We start from the raw sequence: 15,554 nt of genomic DNA, 5'->3' as shown, positions 1-15,554 counted from the left end.
ACCAGGCAAATAGCGGTCACGGCTAAAGTCAGGGTTAATAGATACTTCTTCATTTCGATTCCTCCCCGCTGGTTCCGCCATCGGTCTTCTTCGTTGCATCCTGCCGAACGACGGTCACTTCAGGAATGCTTGGCTGCAATTCGCCAGCGACTTCCCGACCAATCGATTGCCAGGTCACGGTGTTTTCGTCCACGTAGGTAATGATGTTGGTCGCCGAAGCTCTTTCTCCGGATGCCAGTCGGAACGAAGTCTTAACGATCCATCGGTTGTCGTCTTGATACCAACGTCCCTCGCCGATGCCTCCTTCGGAGTCGAAGGTCCACGAACGAATACGCTGCTCGACCGGATCCCAGCCAACAAACTGATCACCATGAAGCGTGACTTCATCGTCGACCATCACACTAAACGTGCGTTTGAGGAACTTTCCACCTTCTGCCCATGAGCACTCGGTGACAATCCGCGATTCCTCCGCTTCATCAATCCAAGTTCCTACCATCCATCCCAATTCACTCAGTGGCGAATCGTCGGCAACCGCTACGGCGGAAACCGTTGTTTCTTCAACCGCTAACGGCTCGTCAGCGGTCTTGTCCTGCCCGACTACCCAGGCGGTAATCAACAAGACCATTGGGATTAACATAGCGAGCTTCTTCATGAGCGGTCTCCCATTGAGATGAATCGAGTAGATGCAACTCCGGCACCATCAAACTGCCGTCGCCAATAGAAAAAGCTCCCGAAGAACCATCGCAAGATGGCACTTGGGAGCTTCGTAGATTTAATCGTGTTCATCGTCTTCTTCCCTAAAAGGGGAAAACGAACGTTAGTAGAAAGGCATCAACTGTACCTTCTTCTTCCTTGTTACTCCTTTCACAAGGTATTCACAAGCGAAAACTGTCGATTCGCATTAAACACATTTTAAACATGATTTTATGTGATTAGTTCATCAACTTGCGCAGCGATCGGTCATGCGCAAAACGCTACATTGCGACTCAGAATCCGCGAAAGCCTGCGTGGTCACTGATGACACGCATATTCAAGATTGCCGATGCCAAATCGCCTGCGTTTTGGCACTCACAAGTCGATCATTGAAGCTTCGATGGGATTTAGAAAGCCCACTGAAATTGGGTTTGGAAACCAAGCCCTTCGTTGTCACTCAACGAGATGTAGGACGTCTCTCGCCAAGTCAATTCACAGCCGATTCGGAACGTTGCGTTAACATCCCAAATTGCGTTTGCGAATACCGTGCTGTTGCGGGTACGTCCTGCCGCAGAGATCGCTGGATCGAGATCTCGATCCAGCGGGTTGTCGACACCGTAGCCAAAATGGCTGTGAAGGCAGGGAGTCCAGTAACAATAAACCTCGCCGAAACCGCCCGATGTTCGGATGGACTGGAGGGTCGTCGCATTCAGGTTCTGCAGAATCCCACCGTTGTAAGTACCGAGTCCCTGTCCGGTATACATTTCACCCTGGAACCCCCAAAAGTCATTCACTTTCCAGCGATAATCGACCGCCACGCCCCAAACATTGGCCACTACCTGACGGACAGCAGGCTCAGTCGATCGAAGTTGTCCGACGACCCCAGAAACCCCAACTTCAAAAGGACGTTTCGCAGCCGCTCCCTGACCTTGGACTGCCCCAAGACCAAGGGCAATTCGTCCCTCGACGTTCGGCCAACCATTATCTTCCAGAAGACGAAACTTGGAATCGATGGTCGAAACAACAGGCTCGCTCAACGCAAACTGAAGCGTCCATTGCTTTTCTTCTGACGGATAGAGAAAGCGTTCAACACGCAATTGGCCACGAAATGAATTCCCTGCGTTGCCTGAAGCTGCGAGTGCGGAAAACGGCAACACCGTCGGAATGCCTGGACTAAAGACGTCGAATTGCAGACCCGCAGCAAAACGCCAATCTTGATTACGCAATTCCCCAAAGGCCTGCAATGGCAACAAGCCATATTGGTCCGCCACGACGTTGTCGTTGAAGAACATGGTAATGAGGGTTCCGCCTGATTGAAAGCCGCCGAACTGAGGTCCGGTGAATGCCGCGCCAAGCGTACTCTGACGTGCGTGAATACTGACGTAGTTATTTTCAAATCCAGGCGAGACCCCGGGAGCAAGAAAGAAAGGGGTCCCGGGAGAAATGGCCCGAGCCCCGCCAAACAGCATATCAAGTTTCAGTGCTCCGAAGACGCTCACGTTGAAATATGGACTCAGCGTAGATACGTGAGGGCATTCGATGCATGGTGCTTCCGGCAAGGGGCATAGGCACGGATAGCATTGACAGTGACAGCAGTCGCATGCAAATCCTTCCGAGGGAAGATCAAGACAGCCACACGACGTGCTTTGCCCACAGGTAAACTGGTTATTGCTAACCAGAGCAATATCGCCTTCGATGAAACTGTCCTGAGGAGTATTCTGTTGCATCTGCTGTTGGGAATCTCGTGCCCGCAGGAATGCTAATTCCTGCTCGATGGCCAGCAGCCGATCTCGCGGAACTTCGATCGTATCAACGACTTGGTGTGGGTACTCTTCCGCGAACACATTGGTCAACAGGCAAGGAGAAGACAGAACAGCAAGCGTGCCTAACACTGCCTGTAAACATGCAAATCGGCTTAGAAGTTTCGCAAACATTGCAATGTATTCCTCCCTCAGGAAGTCCATGCACGCGTTCCAGAACCCACTTCGGATGCTATCGAAGATGGAATGCTTTGCTCACCACGCATTATGGGTAGCAACCAACCGTATGATCGGAATTATCATGGCACCCAGTACAACTAGTGCTGAGATATCCGGATAATGCGTACAGTTTGACTAGCTTATCGGCTGCTCAAGCCATTGAACTCGTGTTGAGGGGGAGAAGAATGGACGACCCAATCGTCGTCGATGTGAGCATGGCCTGGACCGTGATTGTCGCGATCGTCGTCCTTTACGTTGGCCGGGCTCTTAGCAGTAGAATCCCATTCCTGAAAGCCTACAACATTCCCGAAGCCGTCAGCGGCGGATTGGTTTGTAGCTTGCTGGTCGCGGGCCTATACTTCTTCACGAATCGTCAGATCTCGTTCGATCTCGCCTTGCGGGATGTCCTTCTGCTCGCGTTCTTTAGCACGATCGGTCTCTCGGCTAAGTTTGCAACGCTGGCCGCGGGTGGCAAGTCGCTGGCGATGCTCGTTGTGTGCGCTGTCGTGATGCTATTCCTGCAAGATGTTGTTGGTATTGGCGTCTCGATGTGTTGCGGCGTCCATCCCGGCTATGGACTCTTGGCAGGCAGCATCGCGTTCGCCGGCGGGCACGGGTCTGCAATTTCGTATGGCCAATTGGCAGCCGATCAAGGGCTGCCTGGTGCGATGGAACTAGGGCTGGCCTGTGCCACATTTGGTCTTATCGCAGGTGGGCTCGTTGGCGGCCCGCTTGCTCGAAACTTGATCTCGACATTCAACCTCGAAGGGAATGCAACCGACCAGGCTTTTGTCCCAGGACCAGAAGAAACCGAGGAATCAGGTCCCGTCACGCTGAATGGCATGCTCGATTCAATATTCCTGATCACGGTCTGCATTGCGATCGGAGCGATCGTCAACCAGTGGCTCGGAGAGCGTTGGGGCGTTCCTCTTCCCGGCTTCTTAACCGCCATGTTTGTGGGGATTGTAATCACCAATTCGTTTGACCTGCTACGCATCTCACTCGACAAGCCGTCGATCAGTCTTTGCAGCGACGTGAGCTTACAACTCTTCTTAGCGATGAGCTTGATGAGCCTTCAACTATGGACACTGCAAGGAGCCGTCGGACCGCTGCTATTCATCCTGGCGATGCAGGTCACCACGATCGTTATCTTCGCACGCTTCGTCGTCTTTCCTGCGATGGGCATGGACTATGATGCTGCCGTCATTTCCGCAGGTTTAACCGGGCTGGGTCTCGGAGCGACGCCTGTCGGCATTGCCAACATGCATGCCGTGACCGAGAGATACGGAGCGTCCCAGAAAGCGTTTCTGATCGTTCCGCTGGTAGGTGCGTTCTTCCTCGATATTGCCAACGCGGCGATCATTCAAATGTTCCTGATGCTCCCGATCTTCCATTAGTCAGGCGTTTCTGTTGGCATCCAGGTACTTGTAAAACGCTACCACTTCTTCGCCGGCTCCGCGGGTTTATCGAAACTAAACTCGTTCGGAATCGGTTGACCTGCGGCCCAATAGACGCTGTTCAAGAGCAGTCGTTGAAACATGGGCTGATCGAAGTCGGTCTTGTGCCCCAATGACGTGAAGAACGACTTTCCACCGTCGGCGCGTTGGAACGTCCAGGCAACCGGCTCTTGGTCTTTGCCCTCTATCTGACCAGTCAACAGGAGCGTCGCAGAGTCGGCAACCGGGGACGTCTTATAGAGCGAACCACGCTGCGTGTAACGATCGCTCGGAACGCCGTGCAGGATCGGATGATCGGCTGAAACAGGCACGATTTCGACCACGGACGTTACCTTATTGGAATGGTGTCCGTGGTAGTTTCCGCCGAATACCTCCGGGTCAAACGCTTCCCAGGTTGCCGTTCCTTCCGGTGGCTGCTTCCCATGCAAACTAAACGCATGACAGGCAGTCCGGATTCCGATCACTGGCTTACCTGCAGCAACATACTTGCGTAGGGCTTCCATTTGCTTCACCGGCAGAGCACGACGGCGAACGCTCAACACCAACACATCGGCACTCTCCAGTGCCGCATCGAATCCAGGGATATCATCGCGGTTGGTATCGTTCTCAAAGCAATAGGTCACGCGAAAATCTTTACCAAGGTAAGCGGCCCCGAAGTCCGGTAATGTGCGATTGGTTTCGTATTCAGCCTCCGCCATAGCTATCACAACATGCGGACGGACATCGCCCTTGAAGACAAACGGCTTGCCTCCTATCAGCTGATCGCTGGTGACGGTCGGTGCGACGAACTTCTCGATGTGGGAAATAATCCGATCGGTGCCAGTAAAGTGGCTCACGAACGGCCAGGCTCCAGGGTTATACATGGTGTCGGTCATGTCGCGCATCAGTACCACGTTCTTGCCGTTCTTGGCTAACTGCCGCAAACCAAACGGTCTTCCAAGCACGCACATATTGGTATGAACACCGGTCAGGATGACATTGTCGATCCCCTTCGCGGTAAGAATACTCCAGACTTCATCCCCCTTGTCGCTGATGAAGTCCTTTTCGGCATCGATGGTTAGCAGGTCGGTCTGTTTCGACCAAGGCACTTTCGGGTTCAGCCCTCGACTCTTCAGTTCGGCCGCCCACTTGGCGTGCTGCTCAGGCTCATCATCTTCACCACCATCAGACTGATCCAACGGATAAACGCCCTTCTCTTCGGACGGGATCTGGTAGCACCACTTCGTGATTTCTTCTGGCAGTGTAGGCGCCGGGGCAACAAGCTTGGCGCGCGCTCTGGCGGGATGCTCAGCATAGTGCTCCATGCAGCCACTGGGCGCGTGAATGATGATCACGCCCTGTTCCCGTGCGTGGTTAAGAACGCGATTGAGACGCGGTGCGAACTCTTGGGCCCGCAGGACCGCATTTTGACAATGATGAAGATCCCACACATCACAGACGATGATGGCCGTCTCCGATGGCTTCCAACTTTCTTCGCGAGTCAGCTGATGGTATCGCCCACTGTCTGGGCTGGTTTCCTGTTGATAACGAAGCGTCATCTCCAGGTCGCCTGCTACGCAAGCGGTGGTGAACAGAAGAGCGAACAGGCACGAGACAATTTGCGGCTGGTACATGAACGAGTTCTCATGTAGATGCGTGGCAGGGAATCGGAGGCAGGTATCCGCAGGATAACGGCCAATCGGCTGAATCACAACTAAATCGCGCCATCTCTTCCCGATTTAGCCCAACCGAGCCTTCCCGTAGCCGGACCGCGCAGCAGAGATTTGGTCCGGCCGAAGTTTTCCGCCGATCGCTTGCCAAGCCTAAGACTCGACCATCAGCCTAGCTGATCGATGCTTGAATCTGTTTGATCGATGCGGAGATTTTCTCTTGGATCGATGCTTCTGGCTCGGAAAGCAGTGGCGAGACAGGTCCGGTCTGTGCGATTCCAGCAAGTTCGGTCGCACGATGCAAAATCGTGATTGGACCGAGCGAATCACGCAATTGTTCCAGCGGTAGGAACTTCTCACGGATGGTTTCGGCCTGGTCATAATCTCCAGCCTGAATCGCGTGCAAAAGGTCCATCGAAAGCTTCGGGAAGACGCAACCACAGCCGGTCGTGAAGCCACCCAGCTTAAAGTCTTGCATGTGCACGATCGCCGGTTGGTCACCCAGACCGCTCAAAATAAGCTTCGTGTCGATCTTGCTAGTAAGTGCACTCAGGTAGCTGTCCTGCGTGTAGTCCTGGCGAACAACAGCATACTTGATTGCAGAGATTAAACCGTCATCCACCAGCGATGTGGCATCTTCCGCAGTCATCACGCCGTCGTATTTCAGATACAGTACGATCGGCTTCCCCAACTTCTCCGAAAGATGGCGAACCCCGGTGGCAAAGCCAGACGACGTGATCACATCACGCTGCGGCAAGACCATCACCGTGGGGAAGTCGAATTCCTTCAGCACGTCGGCCTGATCCATCATCGTTCCGTACGCTGGCCCCACGGCAGGAATGACCAGTGTCTTCTCCGCAGCCAATTCGCTGACCAGTTCCAACGCCGTGCGGTACTCCCCGAGCGTCAGGTGGTAGAAGATCGCATTGCCGCCGTAAAGCAGCGTCGAGATTCCCCCCTGTTCGATGTGACGAATGATCTTCTCATTCTCCGACCGGCTCAGCGTGCCGTCGGCACTCCGAGCAAGGGAAGGAACGGCCCAAACAGAGCGAGCAATCGTTTCGGATGTTAGTGGTTGAGTATCCATGGCCTATCGCAATTCCTGATAATGGCTTCTTAATAAATTTCGGGATCGGGCGTTTCTTCCCCGTGATGCAGGAAGTCAAAGTCGCAACCGGCATCGGCTTGGGTAACATGTTTGAGGAACATGGCACCATACCCGCGTTCGTATTTTGGTTTCGGTGCCGACCAATTCTGTCGGCGTTTTGCCAATTCCTGATCGTCCACCAGCAGATCGAGCCGACGCTCTTTAATGCTGAGTTGAATCAGATCTCCGTTGCGCACCAAAGCTAACGGACCACCGACAGACGCTTCCGGAGCGACGTGAAGGACACACGTGCCGTAACTCGTTCCGCTCATGCGAGCATCTGAGATGCGTACTAAATCTCGGACTCCCTGCTTCAACAAATGATCCGGGATCGGCAGCATTCCCCACTCAGGAAAACCAGGCCCACCTTGGGGCCCTGCGTTCCGGAGAATGAGCACTGAGTCGGCGGTGATGCCAGTGTCGGGATCATTGAGTTTTGCTTTTAGATCGGCATACGTGTCAAATACAACCGCCGGTCCCGTATGCTCCAATAAGCGCGGTGACGCGGCAGTCGGCTTGATGATACAGCCTGAAGGAGCCAAGTTTCCGCGAAGCACAAAAGTGCCACCAGTCGGGGAGATTGGATCTTCGGTCGATCGGATAATATCGGGGTCGATCACTTCGGCACGTTCAATATTCTCAGCCAATGTCGAACCATTCACGGTTCGGCAGCTACCTTGAATGTGATCGCCTAGCTGTTTTAGCAGTGCTGTCAGTCCACCGGCATCGAAGAAGTCCTCCATCAGGAACTTTCCGGCGGGGCGGATGTTCGCCAAGACAGGCGTCGTTCTCGAGAGTTCATCGAATCGCTTGAGCGTCAAATCAAAACCAGCTCGGCGAGCCATCGCGATGATGTGCACAATCGCGTTGGTTGAACCGCCAATCGCCATACTGGTGACAATCGCGTTATCGAACGATTCCTTCGTCAACAGATCGGACGGGCAAAGCTTTTCCTGAGCCAACTGAACAGCTCTTCGCCCAGTGGCTACGGCCAGGCGAGCATGTTCTGAAATCACGGCAGGAACGGACGAAGCCCCCGGCAGTGTTAGCCCCATCGACTCGGCGATCGCTGCCATGGTTGATGCGGTTCCCATTGTCATGCAGGTTCCAGCCGAGCGAGCGATACAGTTCTCGATTTCACCCCAGGCTTCATCACACAAGTTGCCGGCTCGACGCTCGTCCCAATACTTCCACGCATCACTTCCACTTCCGAGCGTTTGATCTTTCCAGCGAGCTTTCAGCATGGGACCGGCCGGCAAAAAGATCGCAGGCAGGTTGGCCGAGATGGCGCCCATGATCATCGCAGGCACCGTCTTATCACAGCCCCCCATTAACACGGCCGCATCAATCGGATGGCAGCGAAGGACCTCCTCCGTTTCCATGGCCAGCAAATTGCGATAAAGCATGGTCGTGGGCTTCATCATCATTTCGCCCAGCGACATCACCGGTATTTCAACCGGGAACCCACCCATCTGCCAGATACCGCGTTTCACCTCTTGCACACGTTCGGGGAAATGGGAATGGCAGGTATTGAGGTCGCTCCAGGTATTTAGAATGGCAACGACTGGCTTGCCGCGATAATCCTCGTCGTCATACCCCATACCTTTGAGCCGCGAACGGTGCCCGAACCCACGAAGGGAGTCCGGATCAAACCAGCGGCCACTGCGAAGTTCCGATTCGTCTGACGGGTTGGATGCCATCGATCAATCAATCTGCGGGGGAGTTTTGCGAAGCTCTGTCGGCCATCGCGGTGAGTTAAACCAGTGGAAAAAGAATAGCAAAAACTAGGGTCGCCAGAAACGACACCACCCCCATGATGGTCAACAGGACGGTAAAGGTCTTCAGGGTTTCCTTCTCGCTAAACCCACTCATACGGCTGATAACCCAAAAACCGCTATCGTTCATCCAGGGAAGTGGCTTCGACCCGCAGCCAATCGCCAAGGCCAAATAGACCGGGTGAAAGGGCAGCCCAATCTGCATGGCGACCGGCACGACGATCCCGATTGCGGTAATCATAGCCACCGTTGCCGAACCTTGGATCACGCGAATGATCGCTGTAATCATGAATGCGGTGACCAACAGGCCTGTCCCGCCGACAGAACTGGGCAGCGACTCGGCAATCACCGCACCAATATTCGTCTGACGAATCATCTCGCCAAACGCGCCCCCGGCACATGTGATCAGGACCACCACGCCCCCTTCGCTCAGGGCCTTCTGGACCGACTTGCTCAGCCCGACCCAGGTCATAGCCGGCTTGCAAAACAAGGTCGCCAGGGCCAACAAGGCACCAATCGAAAGGGCAATATTCTTATCCCCGAGAAACGAGATCGCTGTATTCCAAATCTCGTTGGACGATGACGGGAAGGCCGTCTGGCTGACCGTCTTCAGCCCCAACAGGATAATTGGAATTACGATCGGAAGAATCGAAAACCCAAATCCTGGCAGGTCCTTTTCGTCGTTGGGCTCTTCGGCGATCGCTTCCTGGGCCTCAATTCTGAGCGGGATCTGCCACGTGCGATTCGCCCACAGCATGTAGAAGTAGCCAGCGATAACCCCCCAGATCCCAACACCGATACCTCCGAGAATCATGGCGCCAATACTTACGTTGAGTTCCGTGGCCACAAACAACGGGCCCGGTGTGGGTGGCACAAGGGAGTGAGCCAGCGTTCCCCCCACGACAATCGACAGGACATATTTCAAATAGTCGCGTCCGGTACGCTGTGCCATGGCCTGGGCCAGCGGCAACATGAGAAAGAACACGGTGTCAAAGAAGACGGGAATCGCCAGAACGAAGCTACTGATCACAAATGCCAGTGCCGTCCAGCGTTCCCCCATCGCGTGACGAATCCCATAAACAATTCGTTCGGCCGCACCACTGGCCAGCAGGCATTGACCAATGATCGACGCCATGGCGATTAAAATCCCAATCTTTACGAACGTCGATCCCAAGGCACTCGCCACGCGATTGATTGCACTGCTACCCGATAGTTGCTGGGCTTCTCGATACGTGTCCTGAGAAACCAAGCGGGCGTGGGTCACATCGACATCGCTCGGGATTTCCTGGGCAGCGTAGGCTTTGGTAGCTTCGCCTTCTTCCTCGAATCGGTCGACCCATATCAAACGCGGCTCTTGCTTGGCCTCGCCGCCTGGGGGATCGAAGGTGATGTAGAAGCCACCTGGCTTCTTGGTCAAACCTTCGTCGATGTCGGTGAGAGTGATCTGATTTCCCTCAATTCCTGAGATCGCGGCAGTCGAGCGATGCAGCACACTTTGCGAGACGGAAAGAGAAGTCGTTGCCGCTGCGACCGCCAATGCTCCGAAAAACAGCGCGAGAAAGGCATGCATGCGTAAGAAGAGAACGCCACAGATGACGATCAACACTCCTAGGACAATCGCGAGCATATCTTGGCTTGCCTGATCAGTTGAAAGGACGGAGCGGGAGGAGGAAATCAAGGAGGGACCACTGGCACGGCTTTCCTGCGCCGAGAATCCGGACGCCCAAAAAGCCTAACCGTCGATGCCAGAAGGTATCAGATCGCAAGGATTCGCACAATTCCTGAGAACGGTACTTTGACGCATTCCCAGCCATTGGCATTGGCTGAACGGGAGTCTCTTTAACAATAGAGCCGGCATTAGATATTGCGTGCGATCTTGTTTACCCACTCCTCTGGGAAAACCTCGCCAAATTCCTTTCGGAAGCCTTCAAATAATAACGTTTGCTTGCAATGATCATCACTAACAAACGCACGAGACACCCATTTGCACGGCATCTAAGAGTTCGCTAACCCAGTGAAACAAACGGCGTAAACGGCCCCTTGCTTACGCTGTTCCCTTTTTGGAATCGGAAAAAATGGCAGATGATGGTTCGGTGGGTCATATCCCTCCCTTTCCTGATGGATATCGCGGTTCGGGAATTTTGCTCCACGTGACCTCCTTGCCTGGTCCCTACGGGATCGGCGACTTCGGACCGGAAGCGATCCGCTGGATCGACCTCCTGCATGAAAATGGTCAGTCATGGTGGCAAGTTCTGCCGCTTGGTCCCACGGGCAAAGGCGGTTCTCCTTACCTGCCCCTTTCCTCATTCGCCATTAACGAGATCCTCGTAAGCCCCGACTGGCTAGTCGAAGACGGCTGGATCGCTGCGTCGGACGTCGAGACGCACATTCCCGAAGGCAAGGTCGATTTCGAGGGAGTCACGACCTTCAAGTACGAACTGCTTGAAAAAGCCTGGGTGAGCTTCAACGAATCGACAACGGAAGAACAGCAGGCAAGCTATCAGCAATTCTGCGAGCAGCATCAACATTGGCTGGAAGACTACGCACTCTTTCGTGCGTTGAAAGTGAAGTATGACGACGCCGATTTCCTGACTTGGCCGCACGAACTGGTCAATCGGGATCGCAGTGCCATCCAGCAGGCCCATCAAGAGCTGGCAACGCTGGTCCGCAAGTTTCGCTTCTTCCAGTTCTTAATGGCGGGTCATGCAGGACGAGTCCGCGATCATGCCAGGGCAAAGCATGTCCGCATTGTCGGGGATGTGCCAATTTATGTCTCTGCGGAATCCAGTGAGGCATGGGCAAACCCCAGCCTATTCATGCTCGACGAAGACAAACGGCCGAAGTTTGTCGCGGGGGTTCCACCAGATTACTTCAGTGCCCTCGGCCAACTTTGGGGCAATCCGGTCTACAACTGGGAAGCCCATCGCAGCAACAACTTCCGCTGGTTCATCGATCGATTGAAATCGTTGCTGGAATATGCCGATGCGATACGTCTCGATCATTTCCGAGGCTTCGCCGCCGCCTGGAATGTCCCTGCTGAGGCCACCACAGCCGTCGACGGAGCCTGGGTTCCTGGCCCAGGAGCCGACTTGTTCGAAGCAATCCAGACCGAACTGGGCTCACTGCCGTATATCGTCGAGGACTTGGGAACGATCACGAAAGACGTCTATGAACTTCGCGATCAGTTCGAGTTGCCTGGAACGCTTGTGTTGCAGTTCGCCTTCGATGGTGACCCCAACAATTTTTACTTGCCCGAGAACTACGTTCACAACGCGGTCGTATATACCGGTACACACGACAACGCAACGACCCGGCAATGGTACGAGGAACTGCCTGACTCGGCCCGAGAGGTTGTCTGGCGGATGCTTCATACCGATCCGGTCGCCCCAGAGGACGTCGCCTGGCAATTGATTCGCACAGCCTGGTCGTCGGACGCTGCTTTGGCAATCGCTCCGCTGCAGGATGTGCTCAATCTGGGCGGCGAAGCCCGAATGAACGTCCCCGGCGAGGCAGACAACAATTGGAACTGGCGATGCCCTACTGACCTGTTAGACAGCCACTATTTCGGCTGCCTGAAAAAAGTCACCGAGCAAACCAATCGTGTCGAGAAGTCGTAGTTCTCTTGATTCGATTTCATCGATGACGCCAGCCTAGACGACTCCCGCTTTAAATGGGTTTCTCCAGATCTTCATCAACCGCACTTCCAGGCAGATTGCGGTTTTGTCAAAACTCTTCATTGGTACGTGAGAATCGCTCCACTGGCAGTCGATCTCACAAAGGTTATCTTGGTAGTTAGAGGGAAGTCTTTTCTTCGACTTCTCTTAACAAATATGGTCAATTAGAAGTTATTCGCCCCGCGAAGATATCGCCCAGGCTTGAACGACAAGGAATTCATGATGGCATCGACGACGACTCCCCTTACGCAGCTCAACGCCTGGAAAAGCTTGACCGAACACTTCAAGGCAATTCAATCGACGCACCTCCGTTCACTCTTTGAAGAAGATGCTCAGCGTGGAGAGCGACTCACGGCAGAAGGAGGTGATTTGTTCTTCGACTATTCGAAGAATCGAGTCACCGACGAAACGCTTAAGCTGCTGATTCAACTCGCCGAAGAGTCTGACTTGCGAGGGCGAATCGATGCCATGTTCAGCGGCGAAAAGATCAACATCACCGAAGACCGTGCCGTCCTGCACACGGCCCTTCGCGCCCCCAAGGACAAGACCATCATCGTCGATGGCGAGAACGTCGTTCCCCATGTCCATGAAGTACTTGATCGGATGTCTGCCTTCTCGGACCGCGTTCGCAGCGGCGACTGGAAGGGACACTCCGGAAAACGTATCGCCAACGTAGTCAACATTGGCATCGGTGGCTCGGACCTTGGCCCAGTCATGGCCTTCGAAGCCCTGAAGCACTTCAGCCAGCGCGACATGGTGTTCCGCTTTGTTTCCAATGTCGACGGAACCGATTTCGCAGAAGCGGTCCAAGATCTTGATCCAACCGAAACCCTGTTCATCGTCGCGTCAAAAACGTTCACCACTTTGGAAACGATGACCAATGCCAATACGGCCCGCGACTGGCTGTTGGCTGCGTTCGACGGCGATTCGTCGGCGGTTGCCAAGCACTTCGTTGCCGTTTCGACCAATGCCGATAAGGTTTCGGCGTTTGGCATCGACACGGCCAACATGTTTGGCTTCTGGGATTGGGTCGGCGGACGTTACTCGATGGATTCCGCGATCGGCCTCTCGACGATGTTGGCCATCGGCCCTGACAACTTCAAGGCCATGCTCGATGGTTTCCATCAAATGGACGAGCACTTCCGAACAACTCCATTCGAGAAGAACATCCCTGTGTTGATGGCTTTGCTGTCGATTTGGTACAGCAACTTCTTCGGTTCGGAGTCGATTGCCGTATTGCCTTACGAACAATACTTGAAAAGATTCCCTGCCTACCTCCAACAGCTCACCATGGAGAGTAATGGCAAGTACATTACGCTGAGCGGGAACCGCGTCGACTACACGACCGGCACCATCTACTTCGGTGAGCCCGGGACCAACGGTCAGCATTCGTTCTATCAGTTGATTCACCAGGGGACAGAACTCATTCCGTGCGATTTCATCGCATTTGGCAAGTCGCTTAATCCCTTAGGACGACACCACGACATGCTGATAGCCAATGTTCTGGCCCAGTCAGAAGCGTTGGCTTTTGGCAAAACGGAACAGCAAGTGAAGGAAGAAGGCACGCCTGACTGGCTGGTCCCCCATCGTGTATTCGAGGGCAACCGTCCGTCCAATACGATCTTCGCCGATGAGCTTTCCCCGTCCGTCCTGGGGCAACTCGTTGCCCTGTATGAGCACTGTGTCTATGTCCAGGGAAGCATCTGGCAGATCAACTCGTTCGACCAATGGGGCGTTGAACTAGGCAAGCAACTCGCCCAGCAAATCATTCCCGAACTGGAAAGCGCAGAGATGCCAGATCTTCAGCACGACAGTTCGACCAACAACCTCATCCGCCGTTATCGCGCTGCAAAGGAGAAATGATGTCCATCATCAACACCACCAGCGAGGAGTTCCTGAAGTTCCAAACTACGCCTGGCTTTGTCGCCGCGCTCGATCAAAGTGGCGGCAGCACTCCCAAAGCCCTGCATCTTTATGGTATCGAAAAGGATGCGTGGTCCAACGAAGAAGAAATGTTCGAGCTGGTGCATCAGATGCGGACACGCATCATGACCAGCCCCAGTTTCAATGGCAACCGAATTCTCGCCGCGATCTTGTTCGAGAACACCATGGATCGCGAGGTCGAAGGCATGCCAACGGCCGACTATCTCTGGCATGAAAAGAAGATCGTGCCCATCCTTAAGGTCGATAAAGGCCTCGCTCCCGAGGACAAGGGTGTCCAACTGATGAAGCCCATGCCACAACTCGATGAGCTTCTGACTCGGGCCAAAGCCAAGAACATCTTCGGTACCAAGATGCGATCGGTCATCAAATTAGCCGACCCCATCGGCATCAAGGAAATTGTCGACCAGCAATTCGAAGTTGCGGAGAAGATCATCGCGGCCGGATTAGTTCCGATCATCGAGCCCGAGATCGACATTAACAGCCCTGAGAAAGCCGAAGCCGAAGCCCTACTCAAAGAGTACCTTGCCGGCCACCTGGGCGATCTTCCCGATCATAAGTACGTGATGCTGAAACTCACGTTGCCCGAGGAAGACAACTTCTATCGAGCCTTTGTCGAGCATCCTCAGATCCTGAAAGTCGTTGCCCTCTCGGGCGGTTACACGCGTGAAAAAGCAAACGAACTGCTGAGCCGTAACCAAGGGGTCGTGGCTAGTTTTTCTCGTGCACTGACCGAAGGTCTCAAGGCTCAGCAAACCGAAGAGGAATTCGATACCATGCTGGATCAGTCGATTCAGAGCATTTACGAAGCTTCCATGGCGTAACTCCATCGAAGTGGCACCAATCGGCCGATCAAAATCTGCTTGATCGGCTCCTACACTTGCGGTGCAGTTGACTTCAGAGAACCCCTTAACCTCTTCTATCACACGACTTAGAAGACGAACGTGTTTTTCGGTAGACCGCCGTTATTTTCTCGCGATAGCCTCTTGCAACGTTCGCGATGGTTGGTATCCTGGATGGGTACTGAGATTCAATATCAACAACCTTGCTGCCGCCAGCCTCTTTTGCCAGCGTCCAGGCACAACCATCAGACAATCACGTAGACCAACTGCGCGAATTGTTGTTTCTTGAGGATGCTGTGTTCCCTTTTATCGCCTTCATCGCTGGGCACGTACGACGTGCCATACGCAGTTACTTACGCGCAGCGGAGCGAACATCACCAATGAACATCCGCCAGGA

General features: G+C 54.0%; 10 protein-coding genes. 4 read left to right on the top strand and 6 right to left on the bottom strand.

Features of this window, described 5'->3' with window-relative positions; all coding sequences use genetic code 11:
- Positions 1-49: 49 nt before the first annotated feature.
- Both PSR63_RS21285 and PSR63_RS21280 read right to left on the bottom strand, forming a co-directional pair.
- The gene (locus PSR63_RS21285; RefSeq protein WP_274327689.1) at positions 50-652 is read right to left on the bottom strand and encodes a hypothetical protein; all 603 of its coding nucleotides are present in this window, start codon (positions 650-652) and stop codon (positions 50-52) included.
- 448 nt (positions 653-1,100) lie between these two features.
- Positions 1,101-2,627: a hypothetical protein gene (locus PSR63_RS21280; RefSeq protein ID WP_274327688.1), complete on the bottom strand. Its 1,527-nt coding sequence runs from the start codon at positions 2,625-2,627 to the stop codon at positions 1,101-1,103.
- Between the two features lie 230 nt (positions 2,628-2,857).
- On the opposite strand from PSR63_RS21280, the gene gltS reads away from it, so the two are divergent.
- Positions 2,858-4,069, top strand: a complete 1,212-nt coding sequence (gene gltS / locus PSR63_RS21275; RefSeq protein WP_274327687.1) for a sodium/glutamate symporter — start codon at positions 2,858-2,860, stop codon at positions 4,067-4,069.
- A gap of 38 nt (positions 4,070-4,107) precedes the next feature.
- Here gltS and PSR63_RS21270 read toward each other — a convergent pair whose 3' ends face one another.
- The 4 genes from PSR63_RS21270 to PSR63_RS21255 form a co-directional block, all read right to left on the bottom strand.
- Positions 4,108-5,742, bottom strand: coding sequence for an isochorismatase family protein (locus PSR63_RS21270; RefSeq protein WP_274327686.1), 1,635 nt, complete (start codon positions 5,740-5,742; stop codon positions 4,108-4,110).
- 208 nt (positions 5,743-5,950) lie between these two features.
- On the bottom strand, positions 5,951-6,865 hold the full coding sequence (locus PSR63_RS21265; protein ID WP_274327685.1) for a dihydrodipicolinate synthase family protein: 915 nt from the start codon (positions 6,863-6,865) through the stop codon (positions 5,951-5,953).
- 29 nt (positions 6,866-6,894) lie between these two features.
- A complete protein-coding gene (gene araD, locus PSR63_RS21260; protein ID WP_274327684.1) occupies positions 6,895-8,625 on the bottom strand; it encodes an L-arabinonate dehydratase in 1,731 nt (576 codons plus the stop codon).
- 55 nt (positions 8,626-8,680) lie between these two features.
- A complete protein-coding gene (locus PSR63_RS21255; protein WP_274327683.1) occupies positions 8,681-10,327 on the bottom strand; it encodes a GntP family permease in 1,647 nt (548 codons plus the stop codon).
- 448 nt (positions 10,328-10,775) lie between these two features.
- On the opposite strand from PSR63_RS21255, the gene malQ reads away from it, so the two are divergent.
- The 3 genes from malQ to PSR63_RS21240 all read left to right on the top strand — a co-directional run bounded on the left by malQ (position 10,776) and on the right by PSR63_RS21240 (position 15,139).
- Positions 10,776-12,317, top strand: coding sequence for a 4-alpha-glucanotransferase (gene malQ, locus PSR63_RS21250; RefSeq protein ID WP_274327682.1), 1,542 nt, complete (start codon positions 10,776-10,778; stop codon positions 12,315-12,317).
- 276 nt (positions 12,318-12,593) lie between these two features.
- Positions 12,594-14,237 carry a glucose-6-phosphate isomerase gene (gene pgi / locus PSR63_RS21245; RefSeq protein ID WP_274327681.1) on the top strand — a complete coding sequence of 548 codons (1,644 nt, stop codon included), beginning with the start codon at positions 12,594-12,596 and terminating at the stop codon, positions 14,235-14,237.
- Complete coding sequence (locus PSR63_RS21240) at positions 14,234-15,139, top strand: fructose bisphosphate aldolase (RefSeq protein ID WP_274327680.1); 906 nt, start codon at positions 14,234-14,236, stop codon at positions 15,137-15,139. Before pgi ends, PSR63_RS21240 begins: the two co-directional genes overlap by 4 nt.
- Positions 15,140-15,554 lie beyond the last annotated feature (415 nt).

This window comes from Bremerella sp. P1 (assembly GCF_028748185.1).
Classification (GTDB): Bacteria; Planctomycetota; Planctomycetia; order Pirellulales; family Pirellulaceae; genus Bremerella.
The sequence above is the reverse complement of the archived record's forward strand: the minus strand, read 5'-3'. Positions and strand labels throughout refer to the sequence as shown.